The 15,691-nt window shown below is 64.9% G+C and carries 15 protein-coding genes, 1 tRNA gene and 1 CRISPR repeat array; of the genes, 14 read left to right on the top strand and 2 right to left on the bottom strand.

Going from position 1 to position 15,691, the window contains the following annotated elements; all coding sequences use genetic code 11:
• Positions 1-89: 89 nt before the first annotated feature.
• The 8 genes from GDI_RS10080 (at position 90) to hpf (ending at position 6,919) form a co-directional block, all read left to right on the top strand.
• Positions 90-176, top strand: a tRNA-Leu gene (locus GDI_RS10080).
• Between the two features lie 227 nt (positions 177-403).
• Positions 404-1,036: a ribonuclease D gene (locus GDI_RS10085; RefSeq protein WP_012225877.1), complete on the top strand. Its 633-nt coding sequence runs from the start codon at positions 404-406 to the stop codon at positions 1,034-1,036.
• A gap of 70 nt (positions 1,037-1,106) precedes the next feature.
• Entirely contained in the window at positions 1,107-2,168 is a 1,062-nt protein-coding gene (locus GDI_RS10090) for a KpsF/GutQ family sugar-phosphate isomerase (RefSeq protein WP_012225878.1), read from the top strand.
• Positions 2,165-2,974, top strand: coding sequence for an LPS export ABC transporter periplasmic protein LptC (lptC, locus tag GDI_RS10095; RefSeq protein ID WP_012225880.1), 810 nt, complete (start codon positions 2,165-2,167; stop codon positions 2,972-2,974). The genes GDI_RS10090 and lptC overlap by 4 nt, the downstream gene beginning before the upstream one ends.
• Positions 2,971-4,062, top strand: a complete 1,092-nt coding sequence (locus GDI_RS10100; protein WP_012225893.1) for an LptA/OstA family protein — start codon at positions 2,971-2,973, stop codon at positions 4,060-4,062. Before lptC ends, GDI_RS10100 begins: the two co-directional genes overlap by 4 nt.
• A gap of 29 nt (positions 4,063-4,091) precedes the next feature.
• Complete coding sequence (gene lptB, locus GDI_RS10105) at positions 4,092-4,850, top strand: LPS export ABC transporter ATP-binding protein (protein ID WP_050935129.1); 759 nt, start codon at positions 4,092-4,094, stop codon at positions 4,848-4,850.
• A 10-nt stretch (positions 4,851-4,860) separates the two neighbouring features.
• Positions 4,861-6,237, top strand: coding sequence for an RNA polymerase factor sigma-54 (gene rpoN, locus GDI_RS10110; RefSeq protein ID WP_012225898.1), 1,377 nt, complete (start codon positions 4,861-4,863; stop codon positions 6,235-6,237).
• 94 nt (positions 6,238-6,331) lie between these two features.
• Positions 6,332-6,919 carry a ribosome hibernation-promoting factor, HPF/YfiA family gene (hpf, locus tag GDI_RS10115; RefSeq protein WP_012225900.1) on the top strand — a complete coding sequence of 196 codons (588 nt, stop codon included), beginning with the start codon at positions 6,332-6,334 and terminating at the stop codon, positions 6,917-6,919.
• A gap of 70 nt (positions 6,920-6,989) precedes the next feature.
• Here the strand turns inward: hpf and GDI_RS10120 are convergent, their stop codons facing one another.
• A complete protein-coding gene (locus GDI_RS10120) occupies positions 6,990-7,253 on the bottom strand; it encodes a DUF1150 family protein (RefSeq protein WP_012553073.1) in 264 nt (87 codons plus the stop codon).
• Positions 7,254-7,366: 113 nt separating this feature from the next.
• On the bottom strand, positions 7,367-7,855 hold the full coding sequence (locus tag GDI_RS10125) for an Hsp20 family protein (RefSeq protein WP_012225904.1): 489 nt from the start codon (positions 7,853-7,855) through the stop codon (positions 7,367-7,369).
• 340 nt (positions 7,856-8,195) lie between these two features.
• Here GDI_RS10125 and cas9 point away from each other — a divergent pair, with 340 nt between their 5' ends.
• The 6 genes from cas9 (at position 8,196) to truA (ending at position 15,686) form a co-directional block, all read left to right on the top strand.
• On the top strand, positions 8,196-11,336 hold the full coding sequence (cas9, locus tag GDI_RS10130) for a type II CRISPR RNA-guided endonuclease Cas9 (RefSeq protein ID WP_041249387.1): 3,141 nt from the start codon (positions 8,196-8,198) through the stop codon (positions 11,334-11,336).
• Positions 11,294-12,187, top strand: coding sequence for a type II CRISPR-associated endonuclease Cas1 (gene cas1 / locus GDI_RS10135; protein WP_012553075.1), 894 nt, complete (start codon positions 11,294-11,296; stop codon positions 12,185-12,187). Before cas9 ends, cas1 begins: the two co-directional genes overlap by 43 nt.
• Positions 12,188-12,196: 9 nt before the next feature.
• Complete coding sequence (gene cas2 / locus GDI_RS10140) at positions 12,197-12,526, top strand: CRISPR-associated endonuclease Cas2 (RefSeq protein ID WP_012225910.1); 330 nt, start codon at positions 12,197-12,199, stop codon at positions 12,524-12,526.
• A 56-nt stretch (positions 12,527-12,582) separates the two neighbouring features.
• A CRISPR array of direct repeats spans positions 12,583-13,278; the repeat unit is 36 nt; unit sequence AGCCTACCATCGGCAAATCGGTAGGGAAACCACGGC.
• Positions 13,279-13,410: 132 nt separating this feature from the next.
• Entirely contained in the window at positions 13,411-13,950 is a 540-nt protein-coding gene (gene def, locus GDI_RS10145; protein WP_012225914.1) for a peptide deformylase, read from the top strand.
• A gap of 45 nt (positions 13,951-13,995) precedes the next feature.
• Positions 13,996-14,913 carry a methionyl-tRNA formyltransferase gene (gene fmt / locus GDI_RS10150; RefSeq protein WP_012225916.1) on the top strand — a complete coding sequence of 306 codons (918 nt, stop codon included), beginning with the start codon at positions 13,996-13,998 and terminating at the stop codon, positions 14,911-14,913.
• Positions 14,910-15,686 (top strand): tRNA pseudouridine(38-40) synthase TruA, encoded by a 777-nt coding sequence (gene truA / locus GDI_RS10155; protein WP_012225918.1) that lies wholly within the window; start codon positions 14,910-14,912, stop codon positions 15,684-15,686. Before fmt ends, truA begins: the two co-directional genes overlap by 4 nt.
• The last annotated feature ends 5 nt before the right edge of the window (positions 15,687-15,691 follow it).

Below are 15,691 nucleotides of genomic sequence, written 5' to 3' on the forward strand. Positions count from 1 at the left end.
GCGTATGCGGAATATTGCGCGGCGCCCGTTGACCGCCCCCGCGTTCCAGCGTAAACGCCCTTCACCACCCCGGAAACGGGGGCCTCTGAGCCCAGATGGCGGAATTGGTAGACGCGCAGGTTTCAGGTACCTGTGGCCGCAAGGTCGTGGAAGTTCGAGTCTTCTTCTGGGCACCATCCAACATACAGCAGCGTGTATCTCGCGGCCCTGGCCTGCCCGGCCGGGCAGGCCGCGTGGGCGTCCCCCCTCGCGTATTGCCGGCACCGCTATTATATGTCCGACACTGTATTCGCCCCGGGGCCGCGCGTGACGCGGTCGTCATGGGGCCATGTGTTTCTGGATCGAAAGTCATGGGCTGCTCCACCATCCTGCATCGCAACGCCGGCATCGGGGAAACCCAGGCATGACCGCACCCGCGACTCCCTCCATCCTGCTGCATCGCGGCGACCTGGCGGACGACGTGGTCTTCCACGGTTCGATCGCGGTGGACACCGAGGCGATGGGCCTGAACCCGCATCGCGACCGGCTGTGCCTGGTGCAGATCTCGGCCGGGGACGGCAGCGCGCACTTGGTGCAGATCCTGCCCGGCACGCCCAGCCCCAACCTGGCGCGGCTGATGGCCGACCCGTCGATCACCAAGCTGATGCATTTCGCGCGATTCGACGTCGCGATCCTGCAGCATTCGCTGGGGGTGACGGTCGCCCCCGTCATCTGCACCAAGATCGCGTCCAAGCTGGTCCGGACCTTCACCGAGCGTCACGGGCTGGCGCAGCTCTGCCGGGAACTGCTGGGCGTCGATCTGAGCAAGCAGCAGCAGACCTCGGACTGGGGCGCGCCCGAACTGACGCCCGAACAGAAGGCCTATGCGGCGTCGGACGTGCTGCACCTGCATGCCCTATGGACGAAGCTGGAGGTACTGCTGCATCGCGAGGGACGACGCGACCTGGCGCAGGCCTGCTACGATTTCCTGCCCACGCGGGCCCGGCTGGACCTTCTGGGATACGAAGATCCGGATATCTTCGCCCACCGGGCATGACGCGGCACGCCGCCCCTCCGCGCCGGGTCCGGTTTGACCGCGACCCCCATCATGGCGATACACGGGCGGCATGACCCAACCCGCCTTCCATGACGATGCCGGCGCACCCGCGGACGAGGCCCGGATCCAGTCCGACATCACCGCCGCGTGCCGCGTTCTGGCGCGCGAGAGCGACGGACTGGCCCGGCTGGCGGCCGCCCTGCGCGCCCCGGCGGTATCCGACGAGCCGGAAGGCATCACGCCGCTGGGCACGGCCTTCGCACGGGCGGTCGATGCGTTTTCGACGCTGGCGGGCCGGGTCATCGTGACGGGTATCGGCAAGTCCGGCCATGTCGGGCGCAAGATCCAGTCCACCCTGGCATCGACCGGAACGCCCTCGGTCTTCGTGCATCCGTCCGAAGCGTCGCACGGCGACCTGGGCATGATCCAGCGGGGCGATGCGGTGCTGGCCCTGTCCAATTCCGGCGAAACGGCGGAACTGGCCGACATCGTGGCGCACGCCCGCCGCTATGGCCTGCTGCTGGCCGCCATTACCGCCACACCCGATTCGACCCTGGCCCGGGCCGCCGACATCGCCCTGATCGTGCCGAAGGCGCCGGAGGCCTGCCCGATGGGCCTGGCCCCCACCACGTCGACGACCATGCAGATGGCGCTGGGCGACGCGCTGGCCGTTGTGCTGCTGGAGCGGCGAAATTTCTCCGCCACCGATTTCGGCGTCTTCCATCCCGGCGGCCGGCTGGGCACGCGGCTGCGCCGCGTCAGCGACCTGATGCATCGGGGCGCCGCCATGCCGCTGGGCACACCGGACATCGCGATGCGCCAGGTCATCATGGAAATGACGCGCAAGGCCTTCGGCTGCATCGGTGTCGTCGCCCCGGACGGGCGGCTGCGCGGGCTGATCACCGACGGCGACCTGCGCCGGGCGCTGGACCGCGACCTGGACAGCACGCTGGCCGCCGACATCATGAACCCCACCCCGCTGACCACCGGCCCCGACGTGCTGGCGGCCGAGGCCCTGCGCCTGATGAACGCGCGGGCGCGGCCGATCACCAGCCTGTTCGTGGTGGACGCGGCCGGGCTCCCGGTCGGCATCCTGCATATCCACGACCTTCTGCGGGCGGGCGTCGCATGAGCGCGTCTCCTCCCCCGCCCTCCAGGGACCCCACGGCACCGCGTCGCGAGGATTTCGCCCGTTCGGCGGACGACGTCGCCCGCCAGCGCACCGTCCTGCACCATCGGACGACCCGCGCCCGGCACCTTCCCAATCCCGACGACATCGCGCGCCGGCGGATGCTGGTCCGCTGGGCCAAATGGGTGCTGCCGGCGGCGGCGCTGGCCCTGCTGGGGTCGATCGCCGCCTGGCCGGCCATCGACCGGCTGGTGAACGCCCAGCGCAACGCGCTGCACGAGATGGAAAACCTGCGCATCGAAAGCGGCAACATGCTGGGCGCGACCTATCGCGGACTGGACGACCACAACCGCCCGTACATGATCACCGCCGACCAGGCCCAGCAGGTGACGCCGGACCGCATCAACCTGACCGGCCCCGTGGCCGACACCTTCACCCAGGGCAATGACTGGCTGACCATCCGTTCGGACCAGGGCGTGTACATGCAGCACGAGCAATTGCTGGACCTGACGCGCAACGTGGTGCTCTACCGGGCCGACGGCGTGATCATGACCGGGGTCACGGCCGACATGGACCTGAAGCAGGGAATCGTCGCCTCCGACCAGTGGGTGCATGCCGAAGGCCCGTTCGGCGTACTGGACGCCCAGGGCTTCATCCTGTCGCAGCACGAGGGCATCGGCCTGTTCCGCGGCCCCGGGCGGCTGATCCTGAATGACGACAGCCACGCCCATCCGCCCGCCGCCACGCCATCTTCCGCGGCGCCGCCCGCATCGTCCATCCCACCCGCCCGTACGGAGCCCACCCGATGACCGCCTTCCCCAAGGTCGCTACCGCGTTGCTGCTTGGCGGCGTCGCGGCCTGCGTGGCGCCCATGGGCGCACGCGGCCAGGCGCTGGACCTGTCCCATGGCGGCCAGATCACGGTGACGGCGGCCGGCGGTTTCGACTGGGACCAGAAATCCCAGACCGTCACGGCCTATGACCAGGCACAGGCAGTGCGGGGCAACGTGACCGTGACCGGCGACCGGCTGATCGCCTTCTACCGCAAGAAGGCGGCAGCGCCGGGAGCAGCCCAGGGCGGCGCCCCGAACAACGGCGCCGCCGCACCGGCATCCCCGCCACCGGCCGCCCAGGCCCCGGCGCCCCAGGCACCAGCCACCCAGTCGACGAGCAACGGCACCGATTCCGGGTCCAACGAGGTCTATCGCCTGAACGCCATCGGGCATGTCCATATCTTCACCGACACGGACCAGGCCTGGGGCGACAAGGCGATCTATGATATCGACCAGTCGGTCATGATCATGACCGGCAAGGCGATGAAGATGGTCACGCCCCAGGACGTGCTGACCGCCCGGGATTCGATGGAATATTATTCGCAGACCCGGATCTCGATCGGGCGCGGAAACGCGACCGTCACGACCAATGACGGGCGGCAGATCCGCGCCGACGTGCTGGTCGGATACAGCGCCCCGGCCCAGCCGGCCACCCAGTCCCCGGCTCAGCCTCCGCCCAGCCCGCCCCCCGGAACGCAGCCTGGGGCCGCGCCCGGAACCGGCAAGGACCCATTGACCAGTTCGGGGAAGCTGGAAAAAGTAAACGCCTTCGGCCACGTCTTCGTCCGCACGCAGACCGAGACCGTGACCGGGGACCGGGGCGTGTATGTACCTGACACCGGGATTGCGCGGATCGTCGGCAACGTCCACATCACGCGGGGCCAGAACCAGATCAACGGAGCCGCGGCGATCGTGAACATGCACACCGGAATCGCGACGATGACCGAACGCGCGGGCAGCCGGGTCAGCGGCCTGATCGTCCCCAACGAGGCCAACAGCAGCCCCGGCGGGGCCAGGCCCACCCAGGCCGGGACGAAACCCGGCCCCGCAGGGAAGACACCATGAACGAAATCCCCTACGAACTGGCGGGCGACATGCAGGGCACCGCGATCGCGCACGACCTGCCGGCCGCCGACGGCCTGATCGCCAACGGGATCGGCAAGACCTACAAGAAGCGGCCGGTGGTGCGGAACGTCTCGATCCAGGTCCATCGGGGCGAGGCCGTGGGCCTGCTGGGCCCCAACGGGGCCGGCAAGACGACCAGCTTCTACATGATCGTGGGGCTGGTGCAGCCCGATACCGGGGCGATCACGCTGGACGGAACCGACATCACCCAGTTGCCGATGTATCGCCGCGCCCGGCTGGGCATCGGCTACCTGCCGCAGGAAGCCAGCATTTTCCGTGGCCTGAATGTCGAGCAGAACATCATGGCGGCGCTGGAAGTCGTGGAAGCCGATCCCGAGCGGCGCGAGGCGATGCTGGATGGATTGCTGGGCGAATTCGGTATCTCGCACCTGCGGCGTGCGCCATCGCTGGCCCTGTCGGGCGGCGAGCGCCGCCGCCTGGAAATTGCCCGCGCCCTGGCCAGCCAGCCGCATTACATCCTGCTGGACGAACCGCTGGCCGGCATCGACCCGATCGCGGTGGGCGAAATCCGCGATCTCGTCTCGCACCTCAAGGATCGCGGGATCGGCGTGCTGATCACCGACCACAATGTCCGCGAGACGCTGGAGGTGATCGACCGCGCCTATATCATGCACAGCGGCCAGGTGCTGATGGAAGGCCGCCCCGAGGAAATCGTCGCCAACGAGGACGTCCGACGGGTGTACCTTGGGGAGAATTTCTCCCTCTGACCGTCTGTCCATGACGATCGGCCCCAGGCTCGCGCTCCGGCAGGCCCAGACCCTCGTCATGACGCCGCAATTGCGGCAGGCGATCCACCTTCTGCAATTGTCCAACCTCGACGCCTGTTCGTTCATCGAACAGGAACTGGAACGCAATCCGCTGCTGGAGCGCGCGAACCTGGCGGGGCTCGAGGAACTCCGGCCCAAGGTCGTGGCCCACGGTGCGCGCCATGACCCTCGCCTGGAACGGGTCCCCGACCAGGACTGGGCCGCCACGGCGGGGACCCTGCCCGGCCCGGCCCCCTCGCTGCACGAACGGCTGGCGCAACAGGTGCGGCTGTCGTGGCGCGATGCCGGCGACCGGCTGGTAGGGGCGTATCTGATCACCCTGCTGGACGCCGACGGGCGGCTCGTCCCCCCGACGGCGGTCATCGCCCAGTCCCTGGGCACCACGTTCGACCATGTCGAGCGTGTGCGCCAGACCATGATGCAGTTCGAGCCGACGGGCCTGTTCGCCCACGATCTGGGCGAATGCCTGGCCGCCCAGTTGCGCGAACGCGACCGGCTGGACCCGGCGATGGCCGTCCTGCTGCGGCACCTGGACCTGCTGGCCCGGCGCGACCTGCGCCGGCTGCAGGGTCTGTGCGGCGTCGATGCCGAGGACCTGGCGGACATGATTGCCGAGGTCCGCACCCTGTCCCCCCGCCCGGCCCGGGATTTCGGCGATCCGGCGGCCTGTTCCGTCATCCCGGACGTCCTGTTGCAGCCCGCGCCGGACGGGGACTGGATGCTGGAACTCAACCCCGAGACCATGCCGAGCGTGGTGGTGAATTCCGCATTGAGCACCCGGGTGGCGCTGCGGGCCCGGCGCGAGGACCGGCCGTTCCTGAACGAGCGCCTGGCCAGCGCCAACTGGCTGGTGCGCGCCCTGCAGCAGCGGGCCGACACGATCATCCGCGTCGCGACCGCGATCATGCGCCGGCAGCGCGGCTTCCTGGATCACGGGATCGGCCACCTGCGCCCGCTGGTGCTGCGCGATATCGCCGAAACGGTCGGGCTGCACGAAAGCACCGTCAGCCGGGTGACGGCGAACAAGTACATCGCCACCCCGCGCGGCCTGTTCGAGCTGAAATATTTCTTCACCACCGCGATCCCGGGCCGCGCGGGCGGCGCCGACCACAGCGCCGAGGCCATCCGCCATCGGATCAAGACCTTGATTTCACAGGAATCTGATAGAAAAATCCTGTCCGACGATGCAATCGTGACCCGGTTACGCAAGGAAGGAATAGACATTTCTCGCCGAACCGTGGCCAAATACCGGGATGCGCTGAGGATACCCAACTCGACGCAGAGAAAACGGGACAAGGCCCTCATCGGCCTGAAACCGGAAGCTTGAGGCCCGAATCCCGACGCCATGACCGGCAGTTTGGAGCGCCGGCATGCATCGTCCGGTTTCGGACGCTCCTCCTCCATGCAAGGGGTGATGTCACATGCAGATCAGTGTCGCTGGCAAGCAGATCGACCTCTCCGACGCTTTGAAGCACCGGGTTACGGCCCATCTCGATCGTCTTGCCGACAAATTCTTCGACCGTGCCCTGGATGCGCAGGTCACCTTCAGCCGCGCCCGATCCTTCTTTACCTGCGATATCAACCTTCATGCCGCGCGGGGCCTGACCCTGCGGGGTGAAGGCGAGGCCGCCGATGCCCATGGCGCCTTCGACGACGCGGCCGAACATATCGCCCGTCGCCTGCGCCGCTATCGCGAGCGGGTGAACGACCATATCCGCACCCTGCCCCGTCGCAAGACGCCCGAGGTGGGTCGCAGCTACATCCTTCGCCCGGCGGAAAGCGACGGGCGGGTCCGGGGTGAAGCGATGCACGACACGGGTCCGTACGCGACCATCGTCGCCGAGCGCGCCGCCGAAATCGCGACACTCAGCGTCAGCGAGGCCGTGATGCGCCTCGATCTGGCGGCCTCGACCCTGCTGATGTTCCGCAACAGCACCAGCGACCAGATCAACGTCATCTACCGCCGACAGGACGGCAATATCGGCTGGCTGGACCCCAGCCCGGCCTGACCGGCCAGCCGGGGCGATCCATGATCGCCCCGGCACGTCTTTCCCCGGGGACTTCTTCCCGGGGGCTTCATCAATGCACCAGGGCCGGCACCATCTCGTGCTGCAGGATCGCCTCGATGGCGGTCGCCTCGTCCTCGGTCAGGGCCATCGGGGTGCCGTCCGCCGCATGGATGGCGAAGACGTCCTGCCCCTCGATCACCACCGCCTTGATATAGGCCATCCGCGACACACCCAGTGACAGAAGCTGGGTGTCGGTCAGATGATGCACGTCGGCGGGCAGCGACGTCTGGTCCGCCTGAAGAACCACCCGTCCGTTCTGGGTCGTAATTCTCATGATCTGGTCCTCCGGGCCGGGATGTCCCATGATGCGGCGACATCCGGTCCACTGGGCCCTCCCTGGCGGGACGGCCATGTCGATGGGGGCGCGGGCGGCACGTGGGCGGCCCGCTAGTCTTCCTCGATAACCCGCACCACGCGCTGGGCGCGGACCTTGGGCAGGTCGATTTCGGCCGGGGGGGCCGATGCGCGCCCCTGCGTGATCTCGATCCGCCGGACCCGGACCTCGGGTTGCGGGCGCAGCAGGTCGATATGGAGCAAACCGTTGTCCAGCCACGCGTTGCCGACCTCGATCCCCTCCGCCAGGACGAACGCCTTCTGGAACTGCCGTGCGGCGATACCCCGATGCAGGAACACGCGTCCCTGGGAATCGTCGGTCTGCCGCCCGCGAATGACCAGTTGGTTGTCTTCCTGCGTGATCTGCAGGTCTTCCATCACGAACCCGGCCACCGCCAGGGTGATACGCAGCGCCGTGGGGCTGATCTGCTCTATATTATAAGGGGGATAGCCGTCGGCCGTTCCCTTGGATGCGCGTTCCAGCATCTGTTCCAGATGGTCGAACCCCAGAAACATGGGGGATGCGAAAAGTCTTCCCGACACACAGGCCTCCTCAACCGAGCGAGACAATCACGCGGGCCCGGCACCGGCGCCCGCATGCGTCATGATATGGGACGCCATGCCGCTTCCGCAAGGGAGCGGTCAATCTGACTCTTGTCCGGGACAAACTTGCTGTACGCCGGGACGGTCGAATATGGAAATGAAGGGCTGATTGGCCCGAACGAGGAATTTCCCCCGCCTGGTTGCCCAAGCGAGGGATGATCCTTCACAGAAAAAACCTTACGGTAATTCTGTTACCGTGGTTTCCCTACCGAATTGCCAAGAACAGATGACCTTATTGACTTGAAGAAGTCAAGAGGCTTGAAATCGCTTGGGGGAAAATATGATCGACGAAAGCCTGACATTCGGGATCGACTTGGGCATCGGTTCATGCGGCTGGGCCGTACTGCGGCGGCCGTCTGCCTTCGGAAGAAAAGGCGTGATAGAAGGAATGGGGAGTTGGTGCTTCGATGTTCCCGAAACCAGCAAGGAACGGACGCCCACCAACCAGATTCGGCGTTCCAACCGACTGCTACGGCGGGTAATCCGCCGCCGCCGCAACCGTATGGCCGCAATCAGGCGATTACTCCACGCCGCCGGGCTGCTTCCCTCGACCGACAGCGATGCGTTGAAACGCCCTGGCCACGATCCATGGGAGTTGCGCGCGCGCGGCCTCGACAAACCGTTGAAACCCGTCGAGTTCGCGGTCGTGCTTGGCCATATCGCCAAAAGGCGGGGCTTCAAATCCGCCGCCAAGCGCAAGGCGACAAACATCAGCAGCGACGACAAGAAGATGCTGACCGCACTGGAAGCCACTCGCGAGCGGCTGGGGCGCTACCGCACGGTCGGCGAAATGTTTGCGCGTGATCCTGATTTTGCCAGCCGCCGCCGCAACCGCGAAGGCAAATATGACCGCACTACTGCCCGTGACGACCTGGAGCATGAGGTCCACGCCCTGTTCGCCGCGCAGCGCCGGCTGGGACAGGGTTTCGCCTCGCCAGAACTGGAAGAAGCGTTCACCGCCAGTGCCTTCCACCAGCGGCCGATGCAGGACAGCGAAAGGCTGGTAGGTTTCTGCCCATTCGAAAGGACGGAGAAGCGCGCAGCGAAATTGACTCCGTCCTTTGAGCGATTCCGCCTGCTGGCCCGGCTCCTCAACCTGCGCATTACGACGCCCGATGGCGAACGCCCGTTGACCGTCGATGAAATCGCTCTCGTTACCCGCGATCTCGGCAAGACTGCAAAGCTGTCGATCAAGCGCGTGCGGACCCTGATCGGTCTGGAGGACAATCAACGTTTTACCACGATCAGGCCGGAGGATGAGGATCGCGATATCGTTGCCCGGACCGGTGGGGCGATGACGGGAACCGCGACCCTCCGCAAGGCTCTCGGCGAGGCGCTTTGGACCGACATGCAAGAGAGGCCGGAGCAGCTTGACGCGATTGTCCAGGTACTCAGTTTCTTCGAGGCGAACGAAACAATAACGGAGAAATTGCGTGAGATCGGTCTGACGCTTGCGGTCCTCGACGTTTTACTGACGGCGCTGGATGCTGGCGTATTCGCGAAATTCAAGGGCGCTGCCCATATTTCGACGAAAGCGGCGCGCAACCTGCTGCCCCATCTCGAACAAGGCCGACGCTATGACGAAGCTTGCACGATGGCCGGCTATGACCATGCTGCCTCCCGCCTTTCCCATCACGGTCAGATCGTCGCAAAGACCCAGTTCAACGCACTGGTCACGGAAATCGGGGAAAGCATTGCCAACCCTATCGCCCGCAAAGCCCTGATCGAAGGGCTCAAGCAGATCTGGGCGATGCGTAATCACTGGGGCTTGCCCGGTTCGATCCATGTCGAACTTGCCCGCGATGTCGGCAACAGTATCGAAAAGCGACGGGAAATTGAAAAACATATTGAAAAAAATACCGCCCTGCGCGCGCGCGAACGTCGGGAGGTCCATGATCTTCTTGATCTGGAAGATGTGAACGGCGACACATTGCTGCGTTACCGACTATGGAAAGAACAGGGAGGCAAATGCCTGTATACCGGCAAGGCTATCCACATTCGTCAGATAGCAGCCACCGACAACAGCGTCCAGGTGGATCATATCCTGCCTTGGTCCCGCTTCGGCGATGACAGCTTCAACAACAAGACGCTGTGTCTTGCCAGTGCCAACCAGCAAAAAAAGCGATCGACGCCCTATGAATGGCTCTCCGGACAGACTGGCGATGCGTGGAACGCTTTTGTACAGCGGATCGAGACCAACAAGGAACTGCGCGGCTTCAAGAAGCGCAATTATCTGCTGAAAAACGCCAAAGAGGCTGAAGAGAAATTCCGCAGCCGCAATCTCAATGACACGCGCTATGCCGCACGCCTGTTCGCGGAAGCAGTGAAACTGCTTTATGCTTTTGGCGAGCGGCAGGAAAAGGGCGGTAATCGTCGCGTCTTCACCCGGCCCGGCGCTCTTACGGCGGCTTTGCGTCAGGCATGGGGGGTGGAATCACTCAAGAAACAGGATGGCAAGCGCATCAATGATGACCGCCATCACGCGCTGGATGCGCTGACAGTGGCGGCAGTTGACGAAGCCGAGATCCAGCGGCTGACCAAATCTTTTCACGAATGGGAACAGCAGGGACTGGGCCGACCACTGCGACGTGTCGAACCGCCGTGGGAAAGCTTTCGTGCGGATGTTGAGGCAACCTATCCGGAAGTATTCGTTGCCCGCCCCGAACGCCGCCGCGCGCGTGGCGAGGGCCATGCCGCGACAATCCGGCAGGTGAAAGAGCGCGAATGTACGCCCATCGTCTTTGAACGGAAGGCCGTTTCCAGCCTCAAGGAAGCCGACCTTGAACGGATTAAGGATGGCGAACGCAATGAGGCCATCGTGGAGGCTATACGCTCCTGGATCGCAACCGGCCGGCCCGCCGACGCCCCACCCCGTTCGCCACGCGGCGATATTATCACCAAGATCCGTCTGGCGACCACGATCAAGGCCGCCGTTCCCGTCCGCGGGGGCACTGCCGGTCGAGGAGAAATGGTACGGGCGGACGTGTTTAGCAAGCCCAACCGCAGGGGCAAGGACGAATGGTATCTGGTGCCCGTTTATCCACATCAGATCATGAATCGGAAGGCTTGGCCAAAGCCACCGATGCGGTCGATAGTTGCCAATAAGGATGAGGATGAATGGACCGAAGTCGGTCCCGAGCATCAATTTCGCTTTAGTCTTTATCCTCGCTCCAATATAGAGATCATAAGACCGAGTGGAGAAGTGATCGAAGGATATTTCGTGGGCCTTCATCGGAACACGGGGGCACTAACAATATCAGCACATAATGATCCCAAGTCGATACATTCGGGAATTGGCACAAAAACCTTGCTGGCCATAAGTAAGTATCAAGTGGACCGCTTTGGTAGAAAATCCCCTGTCCGCAAAGAGGTGCGCACATGGCATGGCGAGGCGTGCATATCTCCCACCCCTCCCGGTTGACGCATCGGAATCGGCAGCTCGTTGTTGCTCAGGATGGTGGCGAGGTATCATTGGCGGTGGAGGACATCGCGTGCCTTATCCTCGATACGCGACAAGTGAGCATCACCGGGTCTCTTCTCTCTGCGCTTGCAGAAAATGGCGTTGCCATGATCGTGCCCGATGCCAGGCATCATCCTGCCGGTATCCTGCTGCCTTTTCACCAGCATCATGCCCAGGCGCACATAGCACATGCCCAGATCTCGATCAGCCAACCATTGAAGAAGCGCCTGTGGCAGACATTGGTCGTCGCCAAGATACGTAATCAGGCTGCACTACTGGACCAACTCGGCCGGCCGCAAGGACAAACGATTGCAGCAATGGCTGGACGGGTCGCTTCCGGCGATCCGGGCAATGTGGAAGCACAGGCGGCCCGAGCTTACTGGGCGAGCCTGTTTTCGGATTTTACACGCGCAAACGAGAATGATCGTCGTAATGCGTTGCTTAACTATGGTTATGCGATCATGCGAGCCGCGATTGCACGCGCATGCGTGGCGCTGGGATTGCTCCCAGCTTTCGGGGTACATCACGCATCGAAAACCAATGCGTTCAATCTCGTCGACGATCTGATCGAGCCGTTCCGCCCCTTTGTGGACCGCATGGCGCATGACCGGGCTTTGGAACATGTAGGGGACACGCTGTCTATCGAGGATCGCCGTCAAATGTCGACGATCCTCAATGACAATGCGGCCATCGGTCGCGAGCGAATGACCGTCCTGGCCGCAACCGAAGCGGTAGCCATGTCCGTGGTGCGCGCCATCGAGCATGGCAGTGCCGCGCTTCTCTCGACTCCAACTCTGAAAGCCCGGGATTGACGGTGCGCGATGAAAGCCGAGGACATCCGGTTCATGTGGCTTCTCGTATTTTTCGACCTTCCGGTTCGCACCAAAGAGCAGCGACGACGCGCCAGTCGCTTTCGCCATTTCCTCAAGGATGACGGCTTCTTGATGTTGCAATTTTCGGTTTACGCACGCATCTGCCGAGGACAGGACGCTGTGGAAAAGCATGTTCGGCGGGTGCGGTCGAATCTTCCAAAGGAAGGTAGCGTTCGGACACTACAAATCACGGACAGGCAATACGGACGGATGGAATTGATGCTGGGCCTTGCGCCAAAAACCGAGCGAATCGGACCTTCTCAGATGGTGCTGTTGTGATTTCGGCGTCAAAAAACGCGGAAATCACAACAGTTCCAATTACTTCCCTGCAAGGTAGCCTACCATCGGCAAATCGGTAGGGAAACCACGGCCTGGCCGGTTAATTGCGTGACGGCGGGTTCAGCCTACCATCGGCAAATCGGTAGGGAAACCACGGCATCGCATGACCTTTGGTTTCGACCGGGTATAGCCTACCATCGGCAAATCGGTAGGGAAACCACGGCTCGAAGACCGCGCTGGACGACATGGGGAAGAGCCTACCATCGGCAAATCGGTAGGGAAACCACGGCCGATTCCGATACCTTGCGCGTGCGCACTGGAGCCTACCATCGGCAAATCGGTAGGGAAACCACGGCGCAAGATAACGGCCTTCGGCCACACGAAGAAGCCTACCATCGGCAAATCGGTAGGGAAACCACGGCGCAGATTTCGATACCGGCAACGACGGTCTTAGCCTACCATCGGCAAATCGGTAGGGAAACCACGGCGAGCGGAGGCAGCTTGTGGCCCAATATGGCAGCCTACCATCGGCAAATCGGTAGGGAAACCACGGCGATCGCGCATGATGGCCGGATCAACGCTCAAGCCTACCATCGGCAAATCGGTAGGGAAACCACGGCATCGAGCGCCGGCCGGACGTCGTTGTCGCCAGCCTACCATCGGCAAATCGGTAGGGAAACCACGGCCATGGTGTCGAGCTTGCTCGGCGCGTTCTCAGCCTACCATCGGCAAATCGGTAGGGAAACCACGGCTGCTCTTAGCTGTGCCGGTGGATTTTGTGGGCACGAAGAACTCATGATTTTCATCCAATTCTTCCGGGTTTTCCACGCTGCTGGGCGGGTTCCCTCTGGCGCGGCGGGGCCGGTGTCGCTACATCGCCCTGCATGATCGACCGTGACGCCATCGCCGCCGCCATTCCCATGCCCATCCTGGTCGCGCCGCAGGCCATCCTGCGGCAGAAGGCGCGCCCCGTCCGGCCCGAGGATGCGGCGGGCGTGCGCGATGCCCTGCCGCGCATGTTCGCCGCCATGTACCAGGCCCCGGGGATCGGCCTGGCGGCCCCGCAGGTCGGGATGGGCCTGCGATTTGCCATCGTGGATTTGGGCGAGGAAGGCGAGCGCCAGCCGCTGATCCTGATCAACCCGGACGTGATCGCGGAATCGGACAGCCTGGCCTCGCGCGAGGAAGGGTGCCTGTCCCTGCCCAACCAATATGCCGAGGTGATCCGCCCCGACCGTGTCCGCGTGCGCTACCGCACCCTGGACGGCACAGAGGAGGAACTGGAGGCCGACGGCCTGCTGGCCACCTGCATCCAGCATGAGATCGATCATCTGGAAGGCATCCTGTTCGTCGATCACCTCTCGACGCTGAAGCGCAACATGATCATGCGGCGCCTGGCCAAGGAACAGCGCCAGAAACGCTGAGTCTTTTCAGCGCTGATCATTCTCGGGAAACAGGATCGGATCGTCATGCGCCTGGCCTTCATGGGAACACCCGATTTCGCGGTTCCCGCCCTGCACGCCCTGCACGAAGCGGGGCACGAGATCGCCGTGGTCTACAGCCAGCCGCCCCGTCCCGCCGGGCGCGGCCAGGCGGTGCGTCCCCAGCCCGTCCACCTGGCGGCCGAGGCGCTGGGCATTCCGGTGCGCGTGCCCACCCGGCTGCGCGCCAATCACGACGAACATGCGTTCTTCCGCGCGCTGGACCTGGATGCGGCGGTGGTCGCGGCCTACGGGCTGATCCTGCCCGGCGCGATGCTGACGCCCCGCGCCGGGGCTCGCCTGAACGTCCATGCCAGCCTGCTGCCCCGCTGGCGGGGGGCCGCGCCGATCCAGGCCGCGATCCTGGCCGGCGACGACGAGAGCGGCGTGACCATCATGCAGATGGACGAAGGGCTGGATACCGGCGCGATGCTGCTGACCGGCCGCGTCGCCCTGACGCCGGCAACCACCGCCAGCACGCTGCATGACGACCTGGCGGCCATGGGGGGCCGGCTGATCGTGGCGGCCCTGGCGAATTCGGAGACCGCCGCGATTCCCCAGCCCGCCGAGGGCGCGACCTATGCCGCCCGCCTGACCCGCGAGGACGGACGCATCGACTGGACCCGCGATGCCGTGGATATCGACCGGCAGGTCCGCGCCCTGACGCCCTGGCCGGGCACCTTCACCACGCTGGACGGCACGGTCCTGAAGATCGGCGCCGCGACCCCGATCGACGGGCCGCGGGACGCGGTACCCGGCACGGTGCTGGACGACCGGCTGACGGTCGCCTGCGGCCAGGGGACCCTGCGCCTGACCCGCATCCAGCGCCCGGGACGCGGCATGATGGAGGCCGACGCCTTCCTGCGCGGCCAGCCGGTCCCCGTCGGCACGCGGCTGGGATCGTGACCGCGCCGTCGCTCCAGCGCTGGGCCGTACGCATCGAATATGACGGACGCCCCTTCGTCGGCTGGCAGCGCCAGATCACCGGCCTGTCGGTCCAGCAGGTACTGGAGGAAGCAGCGAGCCGGCTGGCGTCCGGACGCGTCGTGCCCAGCATTACCGCCGGGCGCACCGATGCCGGCGTGCATGCCACCGGCCAGGCGGCGCACCTGGATTTTCCCGGCGACGTGCGCCTGAACGATTCGACCGTGCGCGATGCGCTGAATTTCCACATGAAGCCTTATCCGGTGGCGGTGCTGCGGGCCTGTCCGGTCGATACCGAATGGAGCGCGCGGTTTTCCGCCATCCGCCGGTCCTATCGCTATCGGATCCTGAACCGCCGCAGCCGGCCGACCCTGGATGACGGACGGGTCTGGCTGGTCAAGCGCACCCTGGACGAAGCGGCCATGGCGCGGGCCGCCCGCCTTCTGCTGGGACGGCATGATTTCACTTCGTTCCGCGCCAGCGCATGCCAGGCCAGGAGCCCGCTGCGGACGCTGGACCGGCTGGGCGTCGTCCGCCAGGGCGAGGAAATCGTGATCGAGGCCGAGGCCCGGTCGTTCCTGCATCACCAGGTGCGCAACATGGTCGGCACATTGAAGCTGGTGGGGGAAGGACTGTGGGCGCCCGACCGGGTGGCGGCGGCACTGGCCGCCTGCGACCGGCGGGCGGCGGGCCCGACAGCCCCCCCGGACGGGTTGTACCTGACGGGGGTGGGCTACGACCCCGATCCGTTCTAAGTCCC

The organism is Gluconacetobacter diazotrophicus PA1 5 (assembly GCF_000067045.1).
In the GTDB taxonomy this organism is placed as follows: Bacteria; Pseudomonadota; Alphaproteobacteria; order Acetobacterales; family Acetobacteraceae; genus Gluconacetobacter; species Gluconacetobacter diazotrophicus.

What these genes read in the sequence shown, in the direction of transcription:
- GDI_RS10085 (WP_012225877.1), top strand. Translation starts at nt 404, where the DNA reads ATGACCGCACCCGCGACTCCCTCCATCCTGCTGCATCGCGGCGACCTG.
- GDI_RS10090 (WP_012225878.1), top strand. Translation starts at nt 1,107, where the DNA reads ATGACCCAACCCGCCTTCCATGACGATGCCGGCGCACCCGCGGACGAG.
- lptC (WP_012225880.1), top strand. Translation starts at nt 2,165, where the DNA reads ATGAGCGCGTCTCCTCCCCCGCCCTCCAGGGACCCCACGGCACCGCGT.
- GDI_RS10100 (WP_012225893.1), top strand. Translation starts at nt 2,971, where the DNA reads ATGACCGCCTTCCCCAAGGTCGCTACCGCGTTGCTGCTTGGCGGCGTC.
- lptB (WP_050935129.1), top strand. Translation starts at nt 4,092, where the DNA reads ATGCAGGGCACCGCGATCGCGCACGACCTGCCGGCCGCCGACGGCCTG.
- rpoN (WP_012225898.1), top strand. Translation starts at nt 4,861, where the DNA reads ATGACGATCGGCCCCAGGCTCGCGCTCCGGCAGGCCCAGACCCTCGTC.
- hpf (WP_012225900.1), top strand. Translation starts at nt 6,332, where the DNA reads ATGCAGATCAGTGTCGCTGGCAAGCAGATCGACCTCTCCGACGCTTTG.
- GDI_RS10120 (WP_012553073.1), bottom strand. Translation starts at nt 7,253, where the DNA reads ATGAGAATTACGACCCAGAACGGACGGGTGGTTCTTCAGGCGGACCAG.
- cas9 (WP_041249387.1), top strand. Translation starts at nt 8,196, where the DNA reads ATGATCGACGAAAGCCTGACATTCGGGATCGACTTGGGCATCGGTTCA.
- cas1 (WP_012553075.1), top strand. Translation starts at nt 11,294, where the DNA reads ATGGCATGGCGAGGCGTGCATATCTCCCACCCCTCCCGGTTGACGCAT.
- cas2 (WP_012225910.1), top strand. Translation starts at nt 12,197, where the DNA reads ATGAAAGCCGAGGACATCCGGTTCATGTGGCTTCTCGTATTTTTCGAC.
- def (WP_012225914.1), top strand. Translation starts at nt 13,411, where the DNA reads ATGATCGACCGTGACGCCATCGCCGCCGCCATTCCCATGCCCATCCTG.
- fmt (WP_012225916.1), top strand. Translation starts at nt 13,996, where the DNA reads ATGCGCCTGGCCTTCATGGGAACACCCGATTTCGCGGTTCCCGCCCTG.